This is a genomic window from Ochrobactrum vermis, assembly GCF_002975205.1.
GTDB lineage: Bacteria > Pseudomonadota > Alphaproteobacteria > Rhizobiales > Rhizobiaceae > Brucella > Brucella vermis.
Genome location: NZ_PCOC01000001.1, coordinates 1,278,409 through 1,297,328, shown reverse-complemented (window position 1 = coordinate 1,297,328; position 18,920 = coordinate 1,278,409). Strand labels below are relative to the sequence as shown.

Here is an 18,920-nt window from a genome sequence, read left to right as displayed (position 1 = left end):
CCAGTTTGTTCCTGTTTGGGTCATATAATTAGGTGCAATTGAACCTGTAACCCCTGTCCGAAATTCGATACTTAACGACGAGCGCCAATGAGAACAAAATAAGAACACATATTGAAACAGGAGAAAACCATGAACGCTCTTGTCCAAAGCTATGAAGCTGAAATCGAGGAAGTTCTCGCCTATCACGGCGGAGACGTGCACGCCGCAATCGAGGCGCTTTTGAAGGACCGCGACTTTCTTGTTCGCGAAGTCGAGCTTTCGCGACTTGCGGTCACCCATGGCCAACTTGTCGATTTTTTTAAGAGGGCAGCATGATGAAAACGTACCAGGTTGCCCTCCCCGAAACTTACGCGCTGAAGTTTGCGCGTCGCTAGGTTCATCGTGATGCAGATCGGCTCGGCGCCAGATTGCCTCATCGTATGGCTCGCAAGTCTGGAATAGGCTTCTGCGTGTTCAGCTTTCCTACAGAGAGGTGCATGAGCGCTTTCATGCGGAGACATGGCGACAAGCCTTTTGGCGATGGCATTTGGCAGAAGACGGTCGTTTGTTGAGCGAGCCATGAAAACGCACAGGAAATCCACAGACAATCCACCGGGTTTCCACAGCTTCAAGATAGCGATTGTCTCTCAATTCAGATGAGAACATTTTAGGAACATCAGCGAGCGACGCTGATGAAATCCAGACATGCTTGGCGGCGTGTGTGTCTGCTTCACTCGGAGCAGGACAATGAATGCGGTTGCGCAGGAAAATGAATACGACGACGAAATTGAATTGGTTCTCACCTACCACAACGGCGATGCGCGGGCTGCGATAGAGACGCTTCTGAAAGATCGGGATTTTCTCGTTAAAGAGATCGAATACGCCAGTATGGCTATGTCGATGGGCTTTGCGCGAGGCTGGAAACCGACGGTGTTCGTGAAATGAGTGGCAGATCCCGTGGCGAGCCTCCGAAGACGCTGATCAATAAGGAATACCTGTTCCAGGTGGTTTTGTATCTCACCGATGAACTACGCAGAAGGCTTCTGGAAGTGATCGCAGATGAACATCGGCTGGGCGCCTACCGCTTGCACGGCCGTCAGTATCATGAAGGTCATCATTTCTGGATTGTGAAATTCCAGACCGTCGAAGGCCAGCAGGAGTTCATCTAATTATATGGCGGTGTACCCTGTGACCCAACGAACAAGAATTCCAAGCCGTGGGAGACGTACTTTGATCGATGAAATCGCGCCCGCTTTACCTGACCGAAATGCCGGTATCGACCCGGATAATGGACCTGTTTAAGTGGTACGAGCTATACGGTTTCTGTTGCCGCTGCGGCCACATCGGATCGATCGATAAAGAGAGGCTTCAACGCAAATACGGAACGCATACCTATTTCAAAGCCGATGCGTTGTTCCTGCTACATCCTTCTCCGAATACGGGCAGGAACCGGACCCGAAGACCAAACGAAAGCCGCTTCACTGGTTCGCTCTCAATGAAGAGAAGCCGCTTTTCGCATTCGCTGGCATCTGGACAAGCTGGAAGGGTGTACGGAAGAAAAAGGAAGGGCCGGCCGGTCGAGGTCGATATCTTCGGGGGTCTCACGACCGAGCCGAATGCTGTCATGAAGCCAGTTCACCCGAAGGCAATGCCGGTCATACTCCGAACCACGGAGGAGATCGACACTTGGCTACGCGCTCCATGGGATGAAGCCAAGGAAATGCAAAAACCCCTGCCCGATGCTGATCTGATCGACCTCACACCAAGCAATGATAATAAGAAAGAGCAGGCAAGTTTGTTCTAAGCCGGTCACTTACTACCAGCCCACAATGCAGTCGCCTGCCATCCCGAGTAAGCCGCGTCATACGGGAAGTTTCTCAGAAACTTTCTCGGCTGTTATGCATTAACCATTATCACACGAATGAACGCCGCAACGGCTTTTACTTTGGTTCACAACTGGAGGGAGGCTATCTATGCCGTTTTTCAATGAAGCAAGCCGTATATACACGCTCGAAGAAGTCAATTTCATGAGGCGCTGTTATTCGAACGCAGCGGCCAAGCTTGAAGAGGGCGAGCTCGACTATGTTGCAGTCGATTTGTCCAGCACAATTGTCATGCTCTATGAGAGCGGGCTTCGCGACCTCGGCTACATCACCGAACTGGCTGTCCGGCTGGCTCATCAAAAATATCAGTTCCGCCACCCGTACGACAGTTTCCCGGCAGCCAACTCCAACATTGAGGCAGCCAACACAGACTAGCCGTTGATGGGAACAAATCTGCTTCAACGTAGTTTCACGGAATGCATCGATACCACCTCGCGTCAGCGCAATTCTGTCACCACTAGAAACGTCGCTGACGCAGCCCTGCCTAGCTCGTCCCTCGGCAGGGCTTTTTCAAGTTATTCGCTGGGGCGTACGAAGCTCAGCGAATATAGTGCACGGCAAGGACAGTCACCTTTGCCAAGCACGGCCCCGACGTCTGTAGAGGACGTCGGGGCCGTGCTTTATAGTGATGGCAGTAATGGGGGAAGAACAATGAAACACTCACATATTGAGGATGCGATCAGACACACGACGCTGCGGGAGCCGTTCAGTGCGCGATGCGTTCAGCGTGCATTACCGGAGCTTGGAAAGGAGCAGATTGCCATCCATCTCCGCAAATATTCAGTAAAGCTAAGCCGAAAGCACGAGCCGTCATACATCAAGGTATTTCGAGGATGGTACCGACTCAATAGTAATCACTCATGACATAATCCAGTGGGTAATCAAGGGCAGGACGTCATAAAGGGGAATTACGTCTTCTTATCCTGCGCCAACGCTTTCAACCTACCCGCGAAATATATGATTTTGTTCAAGTCATACATTCGGCTGGCCGCGTCTTTCTCTCCGAACCGATAGCAAGCCTTGAAGATGTTGCCGAGCGCAAAGGACATACCTTTGTACTCAATCAGGTCGTTCAGCTCTGTCGCGCCAGCTGGCAATTCGTAATAGCTCGTGCTACCGCTATCGGAGGTTACGGTGGAAGGGCGGCCAGGATTGAACGTGTCAGGTACGCGCGCCCAGTCAGCGGGGACGTTTATGTAAATATATTTGGCATCATACCTCCTCCGTCACCTTCCGCTTCGGCTCGCCACTGGTCATTCCCGTTGCGATTGCCTGGGCCTGTGCCCGCGGGCCTCTCTTGCTGGCGTTCATGTCACCGGCCAGCAGGAACTGGCGCTGATACTGTGGCAGGCGGCGCAACGCGGACACCTGTGCCGCCTGTAGTTCCCATTCTAGCGGCTGGCTGGCTTTGTCGTCACCTTCTCGGCCTTTGTGGTGATCTTAACGCGAGCGCCGTTGATGCGGACGGTTTGGGTTTTGGTGACGGTTGTCGTCGTAGACGAAGGCGCGCGCATGCGGTTGCGTGCCATGTGTGCTCCTCGTGTTTATTGCGGTATGCCGTTGGTAGCGGCAAGATGAATGTGGAATGCCTCAATAAATGTGGTGTTAATGGACAGGCAAAAAGCGAGACGTTACCTTGCCGCGGGGCAAGGCGCTTTGCGGTCCTCCAGTTACACCATTCACCGGGGGCGTCTTGTCGCCATCCTCAAAGCAGGTTGTATTTTGGAATTGGTCGAAATCAGGAAAAGTGCGCACTTCTCAAATTACGCGAACTGCGCGCCGCGCGCTTTGTGCGTGTGTTTCTATATAAGAACTCTTACGCACCAAAAGCAGCGTGCATTTGCGAACTTCTTTTAGGGTTTTCCAAGAAGTGCGCAAGAAGAAGTTCGCAGTATCAGAAGTTGTATTTTTATTGTGACAGGCGGCTGTATCAAGGCTTACTTTCCCTTGACGGCGACGGCGGCTCCTGGTTCACGACACCAATATTTTGGCCCTTGCCTAAACCCACAAAAACCCCCAACTTAAACTGCCACCAGCACGGCAGGTGTAGTCGTCAGCTAGTAACGCCCACGGATATCCAATAGGCGACCACTCGAGTTTAGGAGTTTGACAATGATCTACCCGGTTCATGATAGCCGTGGAACTCGTATAGGCACCATCATGACGGAGAAGGACGGCGCCCAGCAAGACAGCTGGGTTGCCTATGGCGTCAACGGGCAGCGAGAAACGCTGTCGTCTTGGGATGCGGCGTTCAAATGGGTGCTGGAGTTGGCCTCACAAACACATTCCAAGAGCTGATATAGTCGCGATTGCACTCGGCATGATTAAGCAAATAGCTGATATATTTATGGGACAGCTAATCGCCTGCAAAAAGACAAAGGCGACGATAGGCCAAGCTTTGGAGTCCATCGGAGTCAGTGAAGATGCAACATCTTGCCGCCGCTTTGGCTATCGCTGTTTCCTGCATAGAAGACCTCGTGAGCGATGCTGACGCTGACCTGAAAGCCTTGGAAGCCATTGCTGCGGAGATTCAGCAGGGAACGAACGGCGAGCGGTTGCGACGCGCTTAACACGCTGGGGCGATCAGAGCCAATTGATGGCCTTGGCATCTCCTCTTTATGAAAAACCCCCGCTCGATGGCGGGGGCGTTCCTTCCACTGCAAGGCCTGTCTTATTCGTCCAGCATACTATCGATTTGGGAGAATTCTTTCTCTGAAATCGTGCGGCTGAATGCCGTTTCAAGCTGGTCTTTGGCCTCATCCAGAGCCTGCTCTCTCTCAATTGGATCACTAATCGTCAGTGCACCATCTCGTGCCTGTTCGTAGGATGCAATTCTGCCAACAGCCGAATTCGGAGCTGCATTTGCCCGCGCAGTCGCAGATGCATGTGCGGCATTCAGCGGACCGAGCGTGTTCTTGTCTTTTGTCACGCTAGCCTTGGTGACGCTCGACTTCGTTACTGAGCCCGATTTATGATGGCTCGACTTAGCGGAAGAAGATCGGTGCGAGTCGCCTTTGCCTGCGTGACTGGAGTTCCCGCCTTTGCTTCCTCCATGGCCACCACCGTGACCGCCGCCGTGGCCTCCGCCATTACCTCCTCCATTGCCACCGCCGTCTCCCTTGGCGAAAGCGGTATCAGATTGAATTGCCCCTGTTAGAGCTGGCAGTAAGCTAAGTGAAATGGCCAAGCCAGCCGTAAGGCCAATGGCACCGATTTTCCGACCAATTGACATTTTTCGTCTCCCGTTGAATTCCGATGCGACATTTGCCGACTGTCATGCGGCGAAAAGTTGGCGGACAATCGGCGGCCCATTCACTTATGGTTAGCGATGTGTGAACTCTCGTGATGCATGTTGTGATCCATTACGAGGAACAAAAAGCGGTGCTATTGAACGCAGCGATAGCGCGCTGTAAGTCTTTTGTGGGCTTCCGCCTTTTTCCCACAAGGGTCGTGTATGTTTGCTGCCTATGTTTCATCTGCTGCCGTTGGCGTAGGCGTCTATCTCTTATTGAGGCGGAGAACTCGTAAAGCACGTATCACCGTCTCGGCCTCAGTATTCTTAGTCCTGTGCGCAATTTTCAGCGTTTGGTTTATTAATACAGGGGGGACATACGGCATCATGGGTAAGAACGGCATCACGCCAGATTGGTCGCAGCAATAAAAAAGTGGATCCAAAGCCCCGCTTCCCTTTTCCTTGCGCTGCGTTAACCGAGACATACTTGCGGATGAAATGGCGCCCAAAGGCGAACTCGCGGCGTGGCAGGGTCGACGGGTCTTTCCACTGGAACGGCGTAGCTGCGAGGATGGGTTGGTCGGTGGGAACCTCCTCAACGGCAGGCTGGATGGCGGCTGCGTCTGGTAGGTCGTTGTGTGCTTCGGGTTCACGCTGCTCATCAACTTTCGCACGCGCGTTGTCGAGCATGCGCGTGATGTCCACGAGCTTGGTATTGTCATTGACGGCTTCTGGAGCCTGACGCGGATGCATCTTGCCCGCCTTCAAGCCGTTGTCGATCGTCTTGCAGCAGCGCGGGAAGTCCCTGCCCCAGCGGCGCGCCACGTCTTGCAACAAGGCCCGCGCTTCGGATTCCGACAATGCCCCAGCTCCAACAAACGTTCCCATCCGGAAAGCCGCGTCGTTCAAGCGGTTGTTGCGGTTGCCCATTGGCTCCATGGCGAGGTCGTCGAGCTCGGACTGTACCGCGCGCTCCACGTATCGGTCGTTAATCGTGCCCGAGACCGACGGCGCCTGGTACATGGTCGTGCTGTCGTAAGATCGCGGCAACACAAGCTCCAGCAGCCAGTCTGGTGCGTCAACCGGTTCCATATCGACCAACCAGCGGTAAGGCTGGCCAACAGCAGGCACACTGCCAGCCGCGATGACATAGCCGCCGTCACCACGAACATCGATGCCAGCGCCCAGTGCATCACGATTGCGCACGCCAGCCTTGTGCTTGAAGAAGTAATGCCGTCCGCCGCTCGTGGTTTCGGCCGTAAGCGTGGCTGGCAACGCGCCGTGCTCGGCCTCCAATGCGGCGAGCGTATCCGGCCCGCCATGCTTCGGGTCGATGTCCAGCACCCAAGCACCAATAGGTGCACCAGTTGGCACGCCGATCATAGCACCGGGATTACGACGCCAAAGCTCACGCACAATGCGCTCGTTCAGCGTCGCGCCGCGGAAACCATTTGAGGTCAGCGGAGTTTTGGTGGCGAGAATTTCAATGATGCCGTCCTCGTCAACGAACTCTTCGTCGGCGGCACGGCATGGGAATACAGGCCAGCTGCGCGCCGTGTAGGACAGCGCAACTTCGAGCATGGGGTCTGTTGCGACGGCAGCAACTTGCGATGTGTTAACCATGTCTGTAATCATAGATTTCAATCGATTCGAACCTTGAAAGGACTGGGATGAGCAGATCAACATTGAAGGGTGGGCGGCACATCGGCGGACGATACAAAGCGTCAAACGGAATAAACGACACCTGGTCAGTGGTTGATCAACAAGTTCAAAAGCCAGTTGAGATGGGCGTTCGGCAGGCGGTAGGAATGAACTACCGCGATGCCAAGGAACTGAGCGATTTGCTCAACTCGCTAGAAGAGCGGCGTCAGGCTTGCTGACGGTCTGGAACACTTCGCGATGATATTGTAGTGCTTAACCCTGGCTTTCATCGCGGGGGGGTAAGCATGACTTGGGGCTTCGTCGTAGGCAGATATTATAATAGGCGGAAAGACATCCACGGTCAGTTTGCCGGCCAGCAACAGGGTGGCATCGTTACTCCGTCCAACCATAACGTTGTAATTATCATCACCGGCAAGGCTGGCAGTCATTACGGCTATGAAGACCAACACCTGCCCGATGGACGTTTTGACTAGCGCTCGTGGACAAAGGGTATCCATAGTTTGACTGCAGCGATTGCGACGAAACCGAGGTAGGATTCCTTGGTCTTGTCGTATCGGGTTGCGACCCGTCGCCAGTTCTTGAGCTTGTTGAAGAGGCGCTCGATCTGATTGCGCCATTTGTATTTGGCTTTGTCGTGCGGGATTGGTTGGCGTCTGTTGCTCTTTGTCGGAATGACGGCCTCGATATCGGCGCGGGCGATCTCTTCGCGAATGGCGTCAGCGTCGTACCCCTTGTCGGCGAGGAACGCCTCGATCCGGTCGGAGATCATCCGGAACAAAGGCGCGAAGCCTTGGGTGTCATGCGTTTGTCCGGGCGTCAGGACGAAGCCTAGCGGTCGGCCTTTCGCATCGCACCGGGCATGGAGCTTGGTTGTGAAACCGCCGCGCGATCGGCCAAGCGCCTCGGTCTCTTGAGTCCCCTCACATGGGGATATTTAAGTCAAGGTTGTTGTTCGTGCTACATCAGCATTCTCCACCCTATCGGTATCCAGGTTCTGAGCCATACTGCATGACGCGGCTCGACATCCGAGCCTGATCAACCTCACATCCGGTCGCCGTTGTATGCGGCTACACCAATATCCCGCTTACGGCGGGCAAGGCTCAGGACAACGGGACCTTTCTTTAAAACGGCATTTCGCCAGGGGACTCATCGGTCCGTTGACCCGGATCCGCCGGAACTGATCAGGCTCCGGAAGATTTCAGAATAGGTTTGCGTAGTATCAGCCGGCTTTCATTACGGCGCCCTCTATGACAACACCGGCGGTGACGTATTTCCACAATGCGACCAGCAGCTTGCGGGCAAGTGCGACGATCGTCGTCTTCTTGAGACGACCGCCGCCAGGCTTGATCCGGGCCTTAAACCACAAAGTGAGCGCAGATTGTGGCTGGTGGCGCAACCAGAGCCAGGCAAGCTGGACCATCGTCGTTCGCAGGCGAGGATTGCCCGCTTTTGAAACGCCCTGTTCGCGATCAATCGATCCGCTTCTCCAAGGTGTCGGTGACAGCCCTGCATAGGCAGCGAGCTGTCTCCGGTTGGAAAAATGTCGGAACAGACCTTCCGAGTAGAGATTGACAGCAAACTCGGGACCAATCCCTTTGATCTCAAGTAACATCGCAGCTGGCGACGCTGGGGTGGACGTCTTTTTCTCGGCTACGAGAGCGTCACGCTCCCTCTCCACCGACTTGATCTGCTCAAGAAGCAGCTCAAGTCGATCGAGCTCGCGGCTGATCTGCGCTTTCAAATGCGGCGGTAGCGGGCAGCCATCACCGGTCTTAAGTGCCTCCAGTTTCTTGCGACGGTCGCTGCGCAACGGTTCGTAGCCGGTGATACCTTGGCTGAAGAGCAATCCCTTGACGCGATTGATGTGAAGCGTTCGCTCACATACCAGTGTCTTCCGCTCACGGCAAATCCGACGACGATCCTCCTGCTCGCGCGTCGGTGCCCTGACCATTGAGCAAACACGCGGCTCTCCTCGCTTGTAGGCTAACAGCGTTCGCACCAGTGTCTCGCCGTCAAGACGGTCGGTCTTCACTCGGCGGCGTCGGCGCGACACCGCGATCGAGGCGGCATCGACGATATGGCTTTCGATCCAATCTTCTTGACACAACCGTCGATCGATCCAGAAACCATCGAGACCCGCTTCCTGTATCACCACCAATGGGTACCATGTTCCAGTACGCGCCTGCGCCTTTTCTCGCAATTCGCCAAAGCGCTCCAGAAGTCCTGCTACGTCACCACCGACAACCGCGTGCCGCGACATTTTTTCGCCGCTGCCCGGCGACAAGGATGTGATTAGCCAAGTCGATTTACTCAGTTCTATTGATACGAAAATTGCACCAAGGTCGATGCGGATCGTGGCACGCGCTTCGGATTGGTCAGCCGTAAAAAACATGATTGTCTCCACAGAGTTTGTTGCAGCCTCACTCTGTCACAGTGGAGGCCGCTATCCCCATGGGATCTTTTTATGCCGACTGCACAATGGTGCGCCCGGACGACGGTGCTGTCGATCATGTCGGCACTTCGATCCCGTTCCACCAGTTCGGCCAGTGTCTCAAGCATTGCCTCGAAAACACCGGTCTCGACCCAGCGTCGATATCGACGAAAGACGCTGTTCCACTTGCCGTATTCATCAGGCAGATGCCGCCATTGCGCTCCTGTGCGCGCCATCCACAGCATGCCTTCGAAATAACGCCGATTGTCCTGAGCAGGGCGGCATCCACGCCCACTTTCAGCAGGTAGAAGCGGACTGATTACTGCCCATTCCTCGTCTGTCAAACCGATCCGTTCGCCCAAAGCAGCCTCCAAATGGTAGCTTTGAATCAAAAATCGATTCCGCAGTCAACCTTTGTCCACGAGCGCTATTATGGTGAAGGTCAAGTCGGCGACATGGAAATGGTCCGCGGCAATAAAGCAATTCGTGACCATGCTATGTTGGGCAAGGATCTACTCCTTTTCGAAAGCCTCGGGAAAGGCAAAGATTTGATCTTCCTGGGCAGCTTTATCTGCGAAAGTTGGCGATGGGGACAGTCGCCCGATCGCAACAGTGATATGCGTAAAGCCCTAATCTTCGAACTTAGAAGCCTCGAGAATATTGTTGAAGCTGTCGATGATGAGCAACCCGCCCCCACAGTCGACCTGGCTGCCATGCGACGCCTTGCAGAAGAGGCTGCCGGCAGCCGCGAAGGTAGGGCATCAACCCGAACTATCTATGAGCGAAGCCGACACGTTAGAGATTATGTGCTTGCTCGGGCCAACGGTCATTGTGAGGGTTGCTGCTGCCAAGCGTCCTTTCTGCGCATCAACGGGCAACCGTACCTGGAACCTCATCACATCCGTCGAGTGAGCGACGGCGGTCCTGATGACCCCAGCTACGTGATTGCGCTTTGCCCGACTTGCCATCGAAAAGTTCATCATGGCCAGGATGGCTCCACATACAATGATACGTTACTCAAGAAAATGCCATCGATCGAGCCGCCGAACGGAACCTAGAACGGCAGTTCAAAACGGCGCCTCCTTTAACGCTCCGCGCATCCCTCGCCCGCACCCTTCCCACGCGGCTTTCACGATCATGCGCGCCTCAAGCTCGTCCATTTCCTTAAGGTCGGTTTTGCCAAGCACTTGCAAATACTCCCCAACCGACCCGACGCCGGTATCAAGGGCGCGCAGTTCGTAAGGGTCGAGCCGCCGGCGGGAGCAGATATGCTCGGCAATGTCGGCGCATTCCTTGCATAGCCAGCGGATCGGCTCGAGGTCTGCTTGCACGCCGAGGCCTACGGCGTGGCGGGCGCAGACGTGGCAGATGTCTTGATCAACCGTCATATGGCCCTCCTCGCATTTATTTTAACTTCTGGTTGAGAAGACGTGTTATGGTGAGCAACTTCAAGTGAACCGTCGCAATGTGGACGCTCGGAGACCTCTCCCTCGAGAGGACATTGGGCCGGGGCGCTTTCGGGATGACTGTGCCCCCGGCCATTTTGCTGAAGACGGTCGCGGATAGTCATGCGGCTACCTTCGCTGAAAAGACGGCATTGTCATTAGCGGCGTCGAATATGCTGTCCTGCTTACTATCCAGCGCATCGATGTTACGCGCGGCCTGCGCGAAGTAGGACGGCTTCAACTCGAACCCGATGCCCTTGCGACCAGCGGCCACGGCTCCATAGACTTCGCTTCCAATGCCGAGAAAAGGCGTCAGGATCACATCGCCGGGGTTACTCCACAGTTCTATGCAACGTTCGATAACGTCCAACTGCAAAGGCGAAATGTGCTACTCGTCCTTTTCGTCGCGCGCCGACCGATATTGCAAGGTGTGCGTCTGGTTTATGTCCATCCAGACCGGCGATGCATAACGCTGCCAGACTTCAATCGAGAACCATTTCTCGGTCCGTGCCCGATCTTCGCCAGATGCCAGCCGGTCGGCCAATGATGTTGGCTCGTTGCCATAACCGACATAACGATCGAACATGCCATCATCAGGATCGGGGTTATCGCCCGGCTTGCGGAACATCAGCATATAGTCAGCAAGGCCCTGCCCGCTAAAGCGTGTCGCGTCTAAGCGGATTCAGAGTTTCGCTTTTGTGTGATCTATGATTCACTTTGCCCATGGAAGGAGACGCGCCATGGGCAAGCCGCATCCGATCGAGTTGCGTGAGCGTGTCGTTGCGTTTGTGAATGAAGGCAATAGTAACCGGGAAACCGCGCGGCATTTCCGCGTTTCGCCTCGGTTCGTCAACAACATGATGATCCTGCACCGGTCATCTGGTTCTCTTGCCGCTGCTAAACAAGGCCATCCGCCCGGCAGCAAACTATCAGCCCATTGTGAATGGATCAGTGAGCGCGTGGCGGCCCAGGGTGAAGTGACCTTGGATGAATTGTGTGTCGAACTCGCAGAGCGTGGTATTGAAGTGCACCGTGCGACAGTTGGTCGGTTTCTGCACGGGCTTGGGCTGAGCAATAAAAAAAAGCATCAAGGCAAGCGAACAGCGCAGGCCGCAGATCGCCAGGGCGCGTGATCTATGGATCAATCGCCGAAAGCCATTTTTCAACAAAGCCTTGTCGCGGCTCGTTTTTATCGATGAGACTTCAACAAACACGCGCCTGACAAAACGCACCGGATGGTCGGCCAGAGGCAGCCGTTTTGTCGGCTATGCTCCGTTCGGTCACTGGAAAACCCAGACCTTCATTGCTGGCCTGCGATGCCACGGCCTGACCGCGCCATGGATCGTCAATGCACCAATGAACAGCCGCATCTTCGAAACATGGATCGAAACACAGCTTGCGCCGACACTCTCGCCCGGCGACATCGTCATCCTCGACAATGTCGGCTTCCATAAAAGCGAGCGAGCCGACCTCTTAGTCAAGGCTAAAGGCGCCTGGCTGCTTTTCTTGCCACCTTACTCGCCAGACCTGAACCCCATCGAAATGGCTTTCTCAAAGCTCAAGGCACTTCTACGAAAGCGAGCAGCTCGTAGCTTCGATGCCATCACGAAAGCCCTCGGCGATATCATTAGCCTATTCTCCGTTCATGAATGCAGAAACTTCTTCAAAGCTGCGGGTTATGAGGTTGAATAGATGCGACACGCTTTAGTCGTGCTGTCTTTCGTGATCTGCTTATGCAGAAGGCGGATGGATTTCGTGCGCTGCTGAGCGACAACTGGATCTTTCCAGATGCATACCTCGCTATGGAAGATCCATCCTGCATCTTCGTAAGCACGAACGACCTCGCCGCGGAAGTCGCGCATGCCGATATGGCCGTGTCTGATCTTGCTGGTCGGCAACTGCATGCAATGCACGGCGTGGACGCGCCCCGGCATGGTCACGCGTATTCGATCCTGGCAAGAAATGGGTTTCGGAATGGACCCATATTTCATCAAACACCCTGAAAAACTCATTTGGGAGAGTGACGAATGACCTCACTCCTTACCCACCTCTCCAAGCTAGACGCGCCTGACAGGATCGACCCCATGAGACGCGCCGAATTGAGCAAAATCGCAAAGCAGACCGCTGACGAGGCTGGAAGGTGTTTCGTGACACGCTGTCCGCCCTCTTGCGCGCAAAGGAGGCCAGCACGTGAGACTTTCGCTGACGACTGAGAACAAAATTATCGACATTCCAGAGCTTCTTAGCTTCGACATTGGTGATGAAGTCATCTGTGATGCGGCAGCCGATTATGACCGTTTTGAAGGCGTGATTATCGGGATCGAATTGCGACGGGTTTACGGCTCTGATCGTCTTGAGCCGTGCATCACCCTCCTGCATGACGGTTACATCACCGACGAATTCAAGCCGCGAGATTTGCGCAAGAAAGAGGCCAACCATGGCGAGTAAGGAACTCATCGAGAAGGTGGCTCACGGCGACAGAACAAAGGCAGAAGCGCTGCGTATCGCATATGATCGTCTTAACAAGTTGGGTTGGAAGTATTCCTTCACTGACGTAGGGGTGTCCGCGAATAAGATACTAGCAGCCCTCAACGCCAGTCCACTAGGGGAGCAGAGCGAATGAAGCTGACAGAGGCACAAAAGCGAGCATTGGCTGCAGCGGACCGGTCGGGCGGTGTTCTTGGCTTCGGTCAGCACTATCGCACTGTAGAAATACTTCGAGCCAACGGGCTTCTGTCTAATCGCAAGGATAAACTCGGTTATTACACGATCACCGAAGCCGGTCGCCAAGCCCTGAAAAGCGGTGAGTAGATGAAGGTCAGCAAAGACAACAAGCGCATACTCATCATCATTGCGGCAATCGTCGCTCTCATTGTCGCCTATCAGCAAATTCCGCATATTTACATCGGTGAGCGCGCACAAGGCCGTTACGAGGGCGGGAGTGCCTCAGACGAAGGTGTTTCGAAGGCGGAAGAGAAGCGCAGGAAGCCGCAGAAAAGGCAGGTAGCGCCGCAGCGAATGAAAGGAGGTGACGAATGACACATCATCATTCAAATGATAACATCGCCTTTACTCCAGAAACGCTGGCCGCGAGGTGGCAATGCAGCCCACAGCACTTAAGAGATTTGGTCAATAAGAACCGACTGCCGTCCTTCCGCGTCGGCAGGCTTTACCGAATTCCTTACAACGCTGTACTGGATTACGAATGTCCTACGATGTCCGACAAAAGCTTTTCCGCGGCAAATGGTACGCCGTTTGGCACGACGGAAAATCAACGCACCGACGAAGCCTGTGCACCACTGATAGTGATGAGGCCGCACGTCGCCTACAAGATTTCAAACGCGATTTTGCAGCGCCGACGGGCTCACTCGTCGGCGATATTGTCGCTGCATATATTGAAGCAAAGGATGGCAAAATCGCTAATCCAGAACGGCTTCGATATGCCTGAAAACAAGCTGAAGGTCATTTTGCGCACCTGCGGCCAGATCAGATCACCGAGGACATCTGCACTGAGTATGCCACGAGCCGTTATCTAGCTGGTCGAAAAGAAGCCACTGTGCTGAAGGAAATTAACGTCATCCGCCAAGCATTGAATTGGCGTGGCGTTAATGGCGCGCGTTTTGAGGCGCCACCTGCATCGCCGCCGCGTGACCGACACTTGACAAAAGCCGAGTACAAACGGCTGTTGGGCGGATGTTCCTCGCCTCACATGCGCCTATTCTGCGTACTGGCGTTGACAACGGCTGCGCGAAAAACAGCAATCCTTCAATTAACCTGGGATCGAGTGGACTTCGATCGCAAGCTGATCATGTTAGGCATCGTTGGTGACAAGAACCGCAAGGGCCGCGCCACGGTGCCAATGACCGAGACAGTGCGTTTGCCGTATTGCAGGAGGCCCATGCGGCTCGACAGTCGCCCTACGTGGTGGAATACGGTGGCGAGCGCGTGCTCGACATTAAAAAGGGCTTTGCTGGAGCTGTGCGTCGTGCGGGCTTGACCGATGTCGTTCCGCATGACCTACGACACAGCGCTGCCGTTTGGATGGCTGAAGCTGGCGTATCGATGGATGAGATCACCCAATATCTGGGGCATTCCTCACCGGCAATCACATTCAAGGTCTACGCTCGATTCTCGCCGGATTATCTACGAAAAGCGGTATCCGCACTCGACTTTTAGGTTCAATTGAACCTGTGGTCACTGCCATTATAGCCGCTAAGTCATTGTTTTTATGGCGCACCCGGCAGGATTCGAACCTGCGACCTCTGCCTTCGGAGGGCAGCACTCTATCCAGCTGAGCTACGGGTGCATTGCCGGAAGGCTCGAAGCCTTTTCATGCGCGTTTCTAACTGAACCGCGCATGTGCATCAATGGCTTATTTTGATTAAGCGACGCAAATTTTGTCGTTAAAGCGCATCCCGAAAAGTGTGAAACGGTTTTCAAATAAGATGTGCGCAAAACAAACCGTTAGAGCGCCGATCTGATTCAATCAGATCGAAACGCGCACCAGCGCGCCTACGAACGCAAACCCGGAGCCTCCTGCCCCGTCCGCTCCACATATTCCGTATAGCCACCGCCATATTGGTGAATACCATCCGGTGTCAGTTCCAGAACCCGGTTCGACAACGCGCCAAGGAAGTGCCGGTCGTGCGATACGAACAGCATCGTGCCCTCGTAGGCCGCAAGCGCCTTGATGAGCATTTCCTTCGTATCGAGATCAAGGTGGTTGGTCGGCTCGTCCAGAACCAGAAAATTCGGCGGATCGAACAGCATTGCCGCCATGACCAGACGGGCCTTTTCGCCGCCCGAGAGCACGTGACACTTCTTTTCGATATCGTCGCCGGAAAATCCGAAGCAGCCAGCCAGAGCACGAAGCGGCGCCTGACCTGCCTTTGGAAAACGTTCTTCCAGCCATTCCAGTATCGTGGCGTCGCCATCGAGCACATCCATCGCATGCTGCGCAAAATAACCGAGCTTGACGCTGGCGCCGATATTGACATTGCCCTTGTCAGGCTCTGCGGCACCTGCAACCAGCTTCAGCAGCGTCGATTTTCCCGCACCGTTGATGCCCATGATGCACCAGCGTTCGCGACGGCGAACCATGAAATCTAAACCGTCATAGATTGTGCGGCTTCCATAGGTCTTGTGCACACCCTTGAAGCTGACGACGTCCTCGCCCGAACGCGGCGCCGGTGCGAAATCGAAGGCAACTGTCTGACGGCGGCGTGGCGGTTCTACACGGTCGATCTTCTCCAGCTTCTTCACACGGCTTTGCACCTGAGAAGCATGGGAAGCACGCGCCTTGAAGCGCTCGATGAACTTGATTTCCTTGGCAAGCATCGCCTGCTGGCGTTCAAACTGGGCCTGCTGCTGCTTTTCATTCAGCACCCGCTGCCCCTCATAGAAGGCATAGTCGCCGGAATAGGTTGTGAGCGAGCCGCCGTCGATTTCAATAATCTTGGTCACGATACGGTTCATGAACTCGCGGTCGTGCGAGGTCATCAGTAGCGCGCCGTCATAGTTTTTGAGAAATGCTTCGAGCCAGATGAGGCTTTCGAGATCCAGATGGTTGCTCGGTTCGTCGAGCAGCATCACATCCGGGCGCATCAGCAGAATACGCGCCAGCGCAACGCGCATTTTCCAGCCGCCGGAGAGCTTGCCGACATCGCCGTCCATCATTTCCTGCGAGAAGCTGAGACCTGCCAGAACCTCGCGCGCGCGGCCATCCAGACCGTAACCATCGAGCTGTTCGTAACGTGCCTGCACTTCACCGTAACGTTCGATGATGGCGTCCATCTCGTCCATGCGGTCTGGATCGACCATAGCCGCCTCCAGCTCGCGGAGTTCCGCCGCAACCACGCTGACAGGCCCCGCACCTTCCATCACTTCCGCAACAGCGGATCGACCGCCCATCTCGCCGACATTCTGGTCGAAATAACCGACTGTCACACCCTTTTCGACGCCGACCTGTCCCTCATCCGGCTGCTCATCGCCGGTAATCATCCGAAATAGGGTTGTCTTGCCTGCACCGTTAGGACCGACAAGGCCGATCTTTTCGCCGCGGTTCAAACCGGCGGAAGCCTCGATAAAGAGAATGCGATGGCTGTTGGACTTGCTGATATTGTCGATACGGATCATGGAACGGAAGGACTTTGTGAGATGGAGTGGAACGTAAAGGAACGCGTTGCGGCCTCCTATGCCATGATGACACAGGCAAGTCACCCCGCTTCGCGATTGAACCGCAGTCGGTTCAGATCAAGGGATGTTGTGCAGCCACTGCTCGGTCGAGAATTTTTCAACCACAAGCTTTTCGGCAGCTGCATATTCTTCGGGCGTAATTTTGCTGCCTACGCCGCCATTCAAAGACACAAAGGTGTCCTTCATACGCTTGATGACTTCTTCGCGTGGCAGTCCGGTCTGGCTGCGAACCGGATCGACGCGCTTCACTGCGCTCGTCGTGCCCTTGTCGCTAAGCTTCTCGCGCCCGATGCGCAGGACCTTCACCATTTTTTCGGCATCCATGTCGTAAGCCATCGTGACATGGTGGAGAACAGTCCCTTTTGAGAACCGCTTCTGCGCCGCGCCACCGATCTTGCCCTTGGAGCTCGAAATATCGTTGAGCGGCTTATAAAAAGCGTCAATGCCGAGTGAATTGAGCGCCTTCAGCACCCAATCGTCCAGAAATGCGTAGGAATCGGCAAAACTCATGTCGCGCACCAGTTCGCCGGGCGCATAGAGCGAATAGGTTATGGTGCTGCCTGGCTCCACGAACATAGCTCCGCCACCGGTAACACGACGGACGGTTTCGACACCGAATTTACTGGTTGCGTCCATATCAACTTCATTGCGCAGCGACTGGAACGCGCCAATGATGATTGCCGGGCGCTCCCATTCCCAGAAGCGCAATGTCGGCGCGCGACGTCCTGCGGCGACTTCCTGCGCCAGAACCTCGTCCAGCGCAAGATGCATGGCAGGCGAAACCGCAGGCATTTCGACGATCTGCCATTCGAAATCCCGCCAAGTGCGCGCCACACCCAATGCCCGCCGGACGGCGATTGCCACCGCTTCCGGGCTGAAACCGAGCATCATCGCACCGGGACGAAGACCTGCCCTCACCGCGTCGGCAATCTGCTCCGACGACGCATCGGCCGAAAGACCTTCAATAGCGTTGCGGATATCCTCCAGGGCCTCGTCCGGTTCCAGGAAAAAATCGCCCGCGACCTGCACATCGCTCAGACGCCCGTCACGAACTTCCAGATCGACTACGACAAGTTTTCCGCCGTGGACTTTGTATTCGCCGTGCATGTGGGCAGCCTTCCGAAGAGTGAACGTGAGTACTTCACTCTAATTTCACGAAATCTGCTGGAAAGAAAGCCGGTTCCGGCGCGACAAACCGGACTATATTCCAGCTTCCGAAGGTGCGGCGCGTTGAATGAGAAAGGCCTGGCGCACTTCTGTCGTCTTGTGACCGACATAAAACCCGGCAGCAATTACGACCGCCAGAACAACAATGATCGCTTTGAAACTGAAAGGCAGATGGCGCATTTCCGATCCTCACTCCGGCCGTAAGCTAACCAGAGCAGGAAACGGTTGTCGACCCCACACAAGTTCAGGTTCGTGAGCATTCGTAAATTTCGATTGGATGTTGCCGCCTTGCAGCTTTTTACGGGTTACGCATTCATCCTCTGTTCAAGATATCGGAACTAAAGCATATTTCATCGACATCAGAGGGACTCATCATGATGCCTGCACTCAAGACGACTGTTGCTTCACTATGTCTAGGCGGCCTTGTCGCCACCTTCGCTCCACTTGTTACGCAGGCATCCGCAGCCCAGCTGCAGCGCTGCGCAAGCGAAAACGGAGTCTGCCAGCTGCCCTATCCGGCGGAAGTGGTTTATGGAACAAGCGGACAGAATACGTCACGCTTCATCGACCGCCCGCAGGTTACCTGCTCGAACAGGGTCTTCGGTGATCCTGCACCCGGCAAAAAGAAAAGCTGCTCCTTCGTCGTACAGGATCGCTGGGACAGGCCGGATCGGCCAGGCCGTCCTGATCGCCCCGGTCGCCCCGACAGGTATGATCGCTATGATGACAATGATCGCGATTGGAGCCGCTGCGCCAAGGAAGGCGGGTTCTGCGACTTCTACGGTCGCAAACGCGTTCGTTATGGCGCGAATGGCCGGTTCACGGAAGGTGTCTTCCGCGATGGCGTTCGGTGCGATAACCGCGCCTTCGGCGATCCGGCGCGCGGCAAGGCCAAGGCTTGCTACGTCCTCGACTAAAAGTGGAAC

At 55.0% G+C, this 18,920-nt stretch carries 30 protein-coding genes, 1 tRNA gene and 1 pseudogene; 18 read left to right on the top strand and 14 right to left on the bottom strand.

Annotation, left to right across the window (positions count from 1 at the left end; genetic code table 11):
• The first annotated feature begins 129 nt into the window (after positions 1-129).
• The 5 genes and pseudogenes from CQZ93_RS06500 to CQZ93_RS06480 all read left to right on the top strand — a co-directional run bounded on the left by CQZ93_RS06500 (position 130) and on the right by CQZ93_RS06480 (position 2,237).
• The gene (locus CQZ93_RS06500) at positions 130-315 is read left to right on the top strand and encodes a CUE domain-containing protein (protein WP_105541859.1); all 186 of its coding nucleotides are present in this window, start codon (positions 130-132) and stop codon (positions 313-315) included.
• Positions 316-726: 411 nt separating this feature from the next.
• Entirely contained in the window at positions 727-924 is a 198-nt protein-coding gene (locus CQZ93_RS06495; RefSeq protein WP_105541858.1) for a hypothetical protein, read from the top strand.
• Complete coding sequence (locus CQZ93_RS06490) at positions 921-1,148, top strand: hypothetical protein (RefSeq protein WP_286152313.1); 228 nt, start codon at positions 921-923, stop codon at positions 1,146-1,148. Before CQZ93_RS06495 ends, CQZ93_RS06490 begins: the two co-directional genes overlap by 4 nt.
• Before the next feature lie 229 nt (positions 1,149-1,377).
• A pseudogene (locus CQZ93_RS06485) lies at positions 1,378-1,783 on the top strand (SOS response-associated peptidase family protein); the annotation flags it as partial.
• A gap of 169 nt (positions 1,784-1,952) precedes the next feature.
• Complete coding sequence (locus CQZ93_RS06480) at positions 1,953-2,237, top strand: hypothetical protein (protein WP_105541857.1); 285 nt, start codon at positions 1,953-1,955, stop codon at positions 2,235-2,237.
• 1,016 nt (positions 2,238-3,253) lie between these two features.
• On the opposite strand, the gene CQZ93_RS26875 is transcribed toward CQZ93_RS06480, so the two are convergent.
• Positions 3,254-3,391 carry a hypothetical protein gene (locus CQZ93_RS26875; RefSeq protein ID WP_286152311.1) on the bottom strand — a complete coding sequence of 46 codons (138 nt, stop codon included), beginning with the start codon at positions 3,389-3,391 and terminating at the stop codon, positions 3,254-3,256.
• Positions 3,392-3,974: 583 nt separating this feature from the next.
• Between CQZ93_RS26875 and CQZ93_RS06460 the strand changes: the two genes are divergently transcribed.
• Entirely contained in the window at positions 3,975-4,160 is a 186-nt protein-coding gene (locus CQZ93_RS06460; RefSeq protein ID WP_105541855.1) for a hypothetical protein, read from the top strand.
• Positions 4,161-4,285: 125 nt separating this feature from the next.
• On the top strand, positions 4,286-4,432 hold the full coding sequence (locus tag CQZ93_RS26585) for a hypothetical protein (protein ID WP_181153319.1): 147 nt from the start codon (positions 4,286-4,288) through the stop codon (positions 4,430-4,432).
• Between the two features lie 101 nt (positions 4,433-4,533).
• On the opposite strand, the gene CQZ93_RS06455 is transcribed toward CQZ93_RS26585, so the two are convergent.
• Positions 4,534-5,094, bottom strand: a complete 561-nt coding sequence (locus CQZ93_RS06455) for a Holotricin-3 precursor (protein WP_105541854.1) — start codon at positions 5,092-5,094, stop codon at positions 4,534-4,536.
• 327 nt (positions 5,095-5,421) lie between these two features.
• Positions 5,422-6,717 carry a bifunctional DNA primase/polymerase gene (locus tag CQZ93_RS06450; RefSeq protein ID WP_286152308.1) on the bottom strand — a complete coding sequence of 432 codons (1,296 nt, stop codon included), beginning with the start codon at positions 6,715-6,717 and terminating at the stop codon, positions 5,422-5,424.
• A gap of 47 nt (positions 6,718-6,764) precedes the next feature.
• On the opposite strand from CQZ93_RS06450, the gene CQZ93_RS06445 reads away from it, so the two are divergent.
• Both CQZ93_RS06445 and CQZ93_RS06440 read left to right on the top strand, forming a co-directional pair.
• Positions 6,765-6,974 (top strand): hypothetical protein, encoded by a 210-nt coding sequence (locus CQZ93_RS06445; RefSeq protein WP_105541853.1) that lies wholly within the window; start codon positions 6,765-6,767, stop codon positions 6,972-6,974.
• Positions 6,975-7,040: 66 nt separating this feature from the next.
• Positions 7,041-7,229, top strand: coding sequence for an SRA domain-containing endonuclease (locus tag CQZ93_RS06440; RefSeq protein WP_286152306.1), 189 nt, complete (start codon positions 7,041-7,043; stop codon positions 7,227-7,229).
• Here the strand turns inward: CQZ93_RS06440 and CQZ93_RS06435 are convergent.
• The 3 genes from CQZ93_RS06435 to CQZ93_RS27230 all read right to left on the bottom strand — a co-directional run bounded on the left by CQZ93_RS06435 (position 7,226) and on the right by CQZ93_RS27230 (position 9,531).
• On the bottom strand, positions 7,226-7,690 hold the full coding sequence (locus CQZ93_RS06435) for an IS5 family transposase (RefSeq protein ID WP_105541852.1): 465 nt from the start codon (positions 7,688-7,690) through the stop codon (positions 7,226-7,228). The genes CQZ93_RS06440 and CQZ93_RS06435 overlap by 4 nt on opposite strands.
• Positions 7,691-7,975: 285 nt before the next feature.
• Positions 7,976-9,148 (bottom strand): IS110 family RNA-guided transposase, encoded by a 1,173-nt coding sequence (locus tag CQZ93_RS06430; RefSeq protein ID WP_105541851.1) that lies wholly within the window; start codon positions 9,146-9,148, stop codon positions 7,976-7,978.
• A complete protein-coding gene (locus CQZ93_RS27230; protein ID WP_350308592.1) occupies positions 9,073-9,531 on the bottom strand; it encodes an IS5 family transposase in 459 nt (152 codons plus the stop codon). Before CQZ93_RS27230 ends, CQZ93_RS06430 begins: the two co-directional genes overlap by 76 nt.
• Before the next feature lie 30 nt (positions 9,532-9,561).
• Here CQZ93_RS27230 and CQZ93_RS06420 point away from each other — a divergent pair, with 30 nt between their 5' ends.
• Complete coding sequence (locus tag CQZ93_RS06420; protein WP_105541849.1) at positions 9,562-10,245, top strand: HNH endonuclease; 684 nt, start codon at positions 9,562-9,564, stop codon at positions 10,243-10,245.
• A gap of 9 nt (positions 10,246-10,254) precedes the next feature.
• Here the strand turns inward: CQZ93_RS06420 and CQZ93_RS06415 are convergent, their stop codons facing one another.
• The 3 genes from CQZ93_RS06415 to CQZ93_RS26860 form a co-directional block, all read right to left on the bottom strand.
• Complete coding sequence (locus CQZ93_RS06415) at positions 10,255-10,575, bottom strand: DUF6511 domain-containing protein (RefSeq protein WP_105541848.1); 321 nt, start codon at positions 10,573-10,575, stop codon at positions 10,255-10,257.
• Between the two features lie 178 nt (positions 10,576-10,753).
• Positions 10,754-11,008: a DNA methyltransferase gene (locus CQZ93_RS26865; RefSeq protein ID WP_286152300.1), complete on the bottom strand. Its 255-nt coding sequence runs from the start codon at positions 11,006-11,008 to the stop codon at positions 10,754-10,756.
• Between the two features lie 12 nt (positions 11,009-11,020).
• Positions 11,021-11,266, bottom strand: coding sequence for a hypothetical protein (locus CQZ93_RS26860; protein WP_286152298.1), 246 nt, complete (start codon positions 11,264-11,266; stop codon positions 11,021-11,023).
• Between the two features lie 106 nt (positions 11,267-11,372).
• On the opposite strand from CQZ93_RS26860, the gene CQZ93_RS26855 reads away from it, so the two are divergent.
• A complete protein-coding gene (locus CQZ93_RS26855; protein ID WP_286152296.1) occupies positions 11,373-11,765 on the top strand; it encodes a helix-turn-helix domain-containing protein in 393 nt (130 codons plus the stop codon).
• A 40-nt stretch (positions 11,766-11,805) separates the two neighbouring features.
• On the top strand, positions 11,806-12,324 hold the full coding sequence (locus CQZ93_RS26850; RefSeq protein ID WP_286152294.1) for an IS630 family transposase: 519 nt from the start codon (positions 11,806-11,808) through the stop codon (positions 12,322-12,324).
• On the opposite strand, the gene CQZ93_RS06400 is transcribed toward CQZ93_RS26850, so the two are convergent.
• Positions 12,309-12,572 carry a hypothetical protein gene (locus CQZ93_RS06400; protein WP_286152292.1) on the bottom strand — a complete coding sequence of 88 codons (264 nt, stop codon included), beginning with the start codon at positions 12,570-12,572 and terminating at the stop codon, positions 12,309-12,311. The genes CQZ93_RS26850 and CQZ93_RS06400 overlap by 16 nt on opposite strands.
• 250 nt (positions 12,573-12,822) lie before the next feature.
• On the opposite strand from CQZ93_RS06400, the gene CQZ93_RS06395 reads away from it, so the two are divergent.
• From CQZ93_RS06395 to CQZ93_RS06365, 5 genes are all read left to right on the top strand, one after another.
• A complete protein-coding gene (locus tag CQZ93_RS06395; protein ID WP_105541847.1) occupies positions 12,823-13,080 on the top strand; it encodes a hypothetical protein in 258 nt (85 codons plus the stop codon).
• Between the two features lie 171 nt (positions 13,081-13,251).
• Positions 13,252-13,443, top strand: coding sequence for a hypothetical protein (locus CQZ93_RS06385; protein ID WP_105541845.1), 192 nt, complete (start codon positions 13,252-13,254; stop codon positions 13,441-13,443).
• Positions 13,444-13,671 carry a hypothetical protein gene (locus tag CQZ93_RS06380; protein ID WP_286152289.1) on the top strand — a complete coding sequence of 76 codons (228 nt, stop codon included), beginning with the start codon at positions 13,444-13,446 and terminating at the stop codon, positions 13,669-13,671. It begins immediately after the preceding gene.
• Entirely contained in the window at positions 13,668-14,168 is a 501-nt protein-coding gene (locus tag CQZ93_RS06375) for an excisionase family DNA-binding protein (protein ID WP_105541844.1), read from the top strand. The genes CQZ93_RS06380 and CQZ93_RS06375 overlap by 4 nt, the downstream gene beginning before the upstream one ends.
• Before the next feature lie 349 nt (positions 14,169-14,517).
• Positions 14,518-14,808, top strand: a complete 291-nt coding sequence (locus CQZ93_RS06365; RefSeq protein ID WP_105541842.1) for a tyrosine-type recombinase/integrase — start codon at positions 14,518-14,520, stop codon at positions 14,806-14,808.
• Between the two features lie 53 nt (positions 14,809-14,861).
• Here CQZ93_RS06365 and CQZ93_RS06360 read toward each other — a convergent pair.
• The 4 genes from CQZ93_RS06360 to CQZ93_RS26580 form a co-directional block, all read right to left on the bottom strand.
• A tRNA-Arg gene (locus tag CQZ93_RS06360) sits at positions 14,862-14,938 on the bottom strand.
• Positions 14,939-15,144: 206 nt separating this feature from the next.
• A complete protein-coding gene (locus CQZ93_RS06355) occupies positions 15,145-16,767 on the bottom strand; it encodes an ABC-F family ATP-binding cassette domain-containing protein (RefSeq protein ID WP_105541841.1) in 1,623 nt (540 codons plus the stop codon).
• Positions 16,768-16,884: 117 nt separating this feature from the next.
• Complete coding sequence (lplAB, locus tag CQZ93_RS06350; protein ID WP_105541840.1) at positions 16,885-17,934, bottom strand: lipoate-protein ligase LplAB; 1,050 nt, start codon at positions 17,932-17,934, stop codon at positions 16,885-16,887.
• A gap of 93 nt (positions 17,935-18,027) precedes the next feature.
• Entirely contained in the window at positions 18,028-18,174 is a 147-nt protein-coding gene (locus CQZ93_RS26580) for a hypothetical protein (RefSeq protein WP_181153315.1), read from the bottom strand.
• 194 nt (positions 18,175-18,368) lie between these two features.
• Between CQZ93_RS26580 and CQZ93_RS06345 the strand changes: the two genes are divergently transcribed.
• Positions 18,369-18,911, top strand: coding sequence for a hypothetical protein (locus CQZ93_RS06345; protein ID WP_105541839.1), 543 nt, complete (start codon positions 18,369-18,371; stop codon positions 18,909-18,911).
• Positions 18,912-18,920 lie beyond the last annotated feature (9 nt).

Bases quoted from the DNA above. Each gene is read 5' to 3' on its own strand.
- CQZ93_RS06500 (WP_105541859.1), top strand. From the start codon at position 130: ATGAACGCTCTTGTCCAAAGCTATGAAGCTGAAATCGAGGAAGTTCTC.
- CQZ93_RS06495 (WP_105541858.1), top strand. From the start codon at position 727: ATGAATGCGGTTGCGCAGGAAAATGAATACGACGACGAAATTGAATTG.
- CQZ93_RS06490 (WP_286152313.1), top strand. From the start codon at position 921: ATGAGTGGCAGATCCCGTGGCGAGCCTCCGAAGACGCTGATCAATAAG.
- CQZ93_RS06480 (WP_105541857.1), top strand. From the start codon at position 1,953: ATGCCGTTTTTCAATGAAGCAAGCCGTATATACACGCTCGAAGAAGTC.
- CQZ93_RS26875 (WP_286152311.1), bottom strand. From the start codon at position 3,391: ATGGCACGCAACCGCATGCGCGCGCCTTCGTCTACGACGACAACCGTC.
- CQZ93_RS06460 (WP_105541855.1), top strand. From the start codon at position 3,975: ATGATCTACCCGGTTCATGATAGCCGTGGAACTCGTATAGGCACCATC.
- CQZ93_RS26585 (WP_181153319.1), top strand. From the start codon at position 4,286: ATGCAACATCTTGCCGCCGCTTTGGCTATCGCTGTTTCCTGCATAGAA.
- CQZ93_RS06455 (WP_105541854.1), bottom strand. From the start codon at position 5,094: ATGTCAATTGGTCGGAAAATCGGTGCCATTGGCCTTACGGCTGGCTTG.
- CQZ93_RS06450 (WP_286152308.1), bottom strand. From the start codon at position 6,717: ATGGTTAACACATCGCAAGTTGCTGCCGTCGCAACAGACCCCATGCTC.
- CQZ93_RS06445 (WP_105541853.1), top strand. From the start codon at position 6,765: ATGAGCAGATCAACATTGAAGGGTGGGCGGCACATCGGCGGACGATAC.
- CQZ93_RS06440 (WP_286152306.1), top strand. From the start codon at position 7,041: ATGACTTGGGGCTTCGTCGTAGGCAGATATTATAATAGGCGGAAAGAC.
- CQZ93_RS06430 (WP_105541851.1), bottom strand. From the start codon at position 9,148: ATGTTTTTTACGGCTGACCAATCCGAAGCGCGTGCCACGATCCGCATC.
- CQZ93_RS06420 (WP_105541849.1), top strand. From the start codon at position 9,562: ATGGTAGCTTTGAATCAAAAATCGATTCCGCAGTCAACCTTTGTCCAC.
- CQZ93_RS06415 (WP_105541848.1), bottom strand. From the start codon at position 10,575: ATGACGGTTGATCAAGACATCTGCCACGTCTGCGCCCGCCACGCCGTA.
- CQZ93_RS26860 (WP_286152298.1), bottom strand. From the start codon at position 11,266: ATGCTGATGTTCCGCAAGCCGGGCGATAACCCCGATCCTGATGATGGC.
- CQZ93_RS26855 (WP_286152296.1), top strand. From the start codon at position 11,373: ATGGGCAAGCCGCATCCGATCGAGTTGCGTGAGCGTGTCGTTGCGTTT.
- CQZ93_RS06385 (WP_105541845.1), top strand. From the start codon at position 13,252: ATGAAGCTGACAGAGGCACAAAAGCGAGCATTGGCTGCAGCGGACCGG.
- CQZ93_RS06380 (WP_286152289.1), top strand. From the start codon at position 13,444: ATGAAGGTCAGCAAAGACAACAAGCGCATACTCATCATCATTGCGGCA.
- CQZ93_RS06375 (WP_105541844.1), top strand. From the start codon at position 13,668: ATGACACATCATCATTCAAATGATAACATCGCCTTTACTCCAGAAACG.
- CQZ93_RS06355 (WP_105541841.1), bottom strand. From the start codon at position 16,767: ATGATCCGTATCGACAATATCAGCAAGTCCAACAGCCATCGCATTCTC.
- lplAB (WP_105541840.1), bottom strand. From the start codon at position 17,934: ATGCACGGCGAATACAAAGTCCACGGCGGAAAACTTGTCGTAGTCGAT.
- CQZ93_RS26580 (WP_181153315.1), bottom strand. From the start codon at position 18,174: ATGCGCCATCTGCCTTTCAGTTTCAAAGCGATCATTGTTGTTCTGGCG.
- CQZ93_RS06345 (WP_105541839.1), top strand. From the start codon at position 18,369: ATGATGCCTGCACTCAAGACGACTGTTGCTTCACTATGTCTAGGCGGC.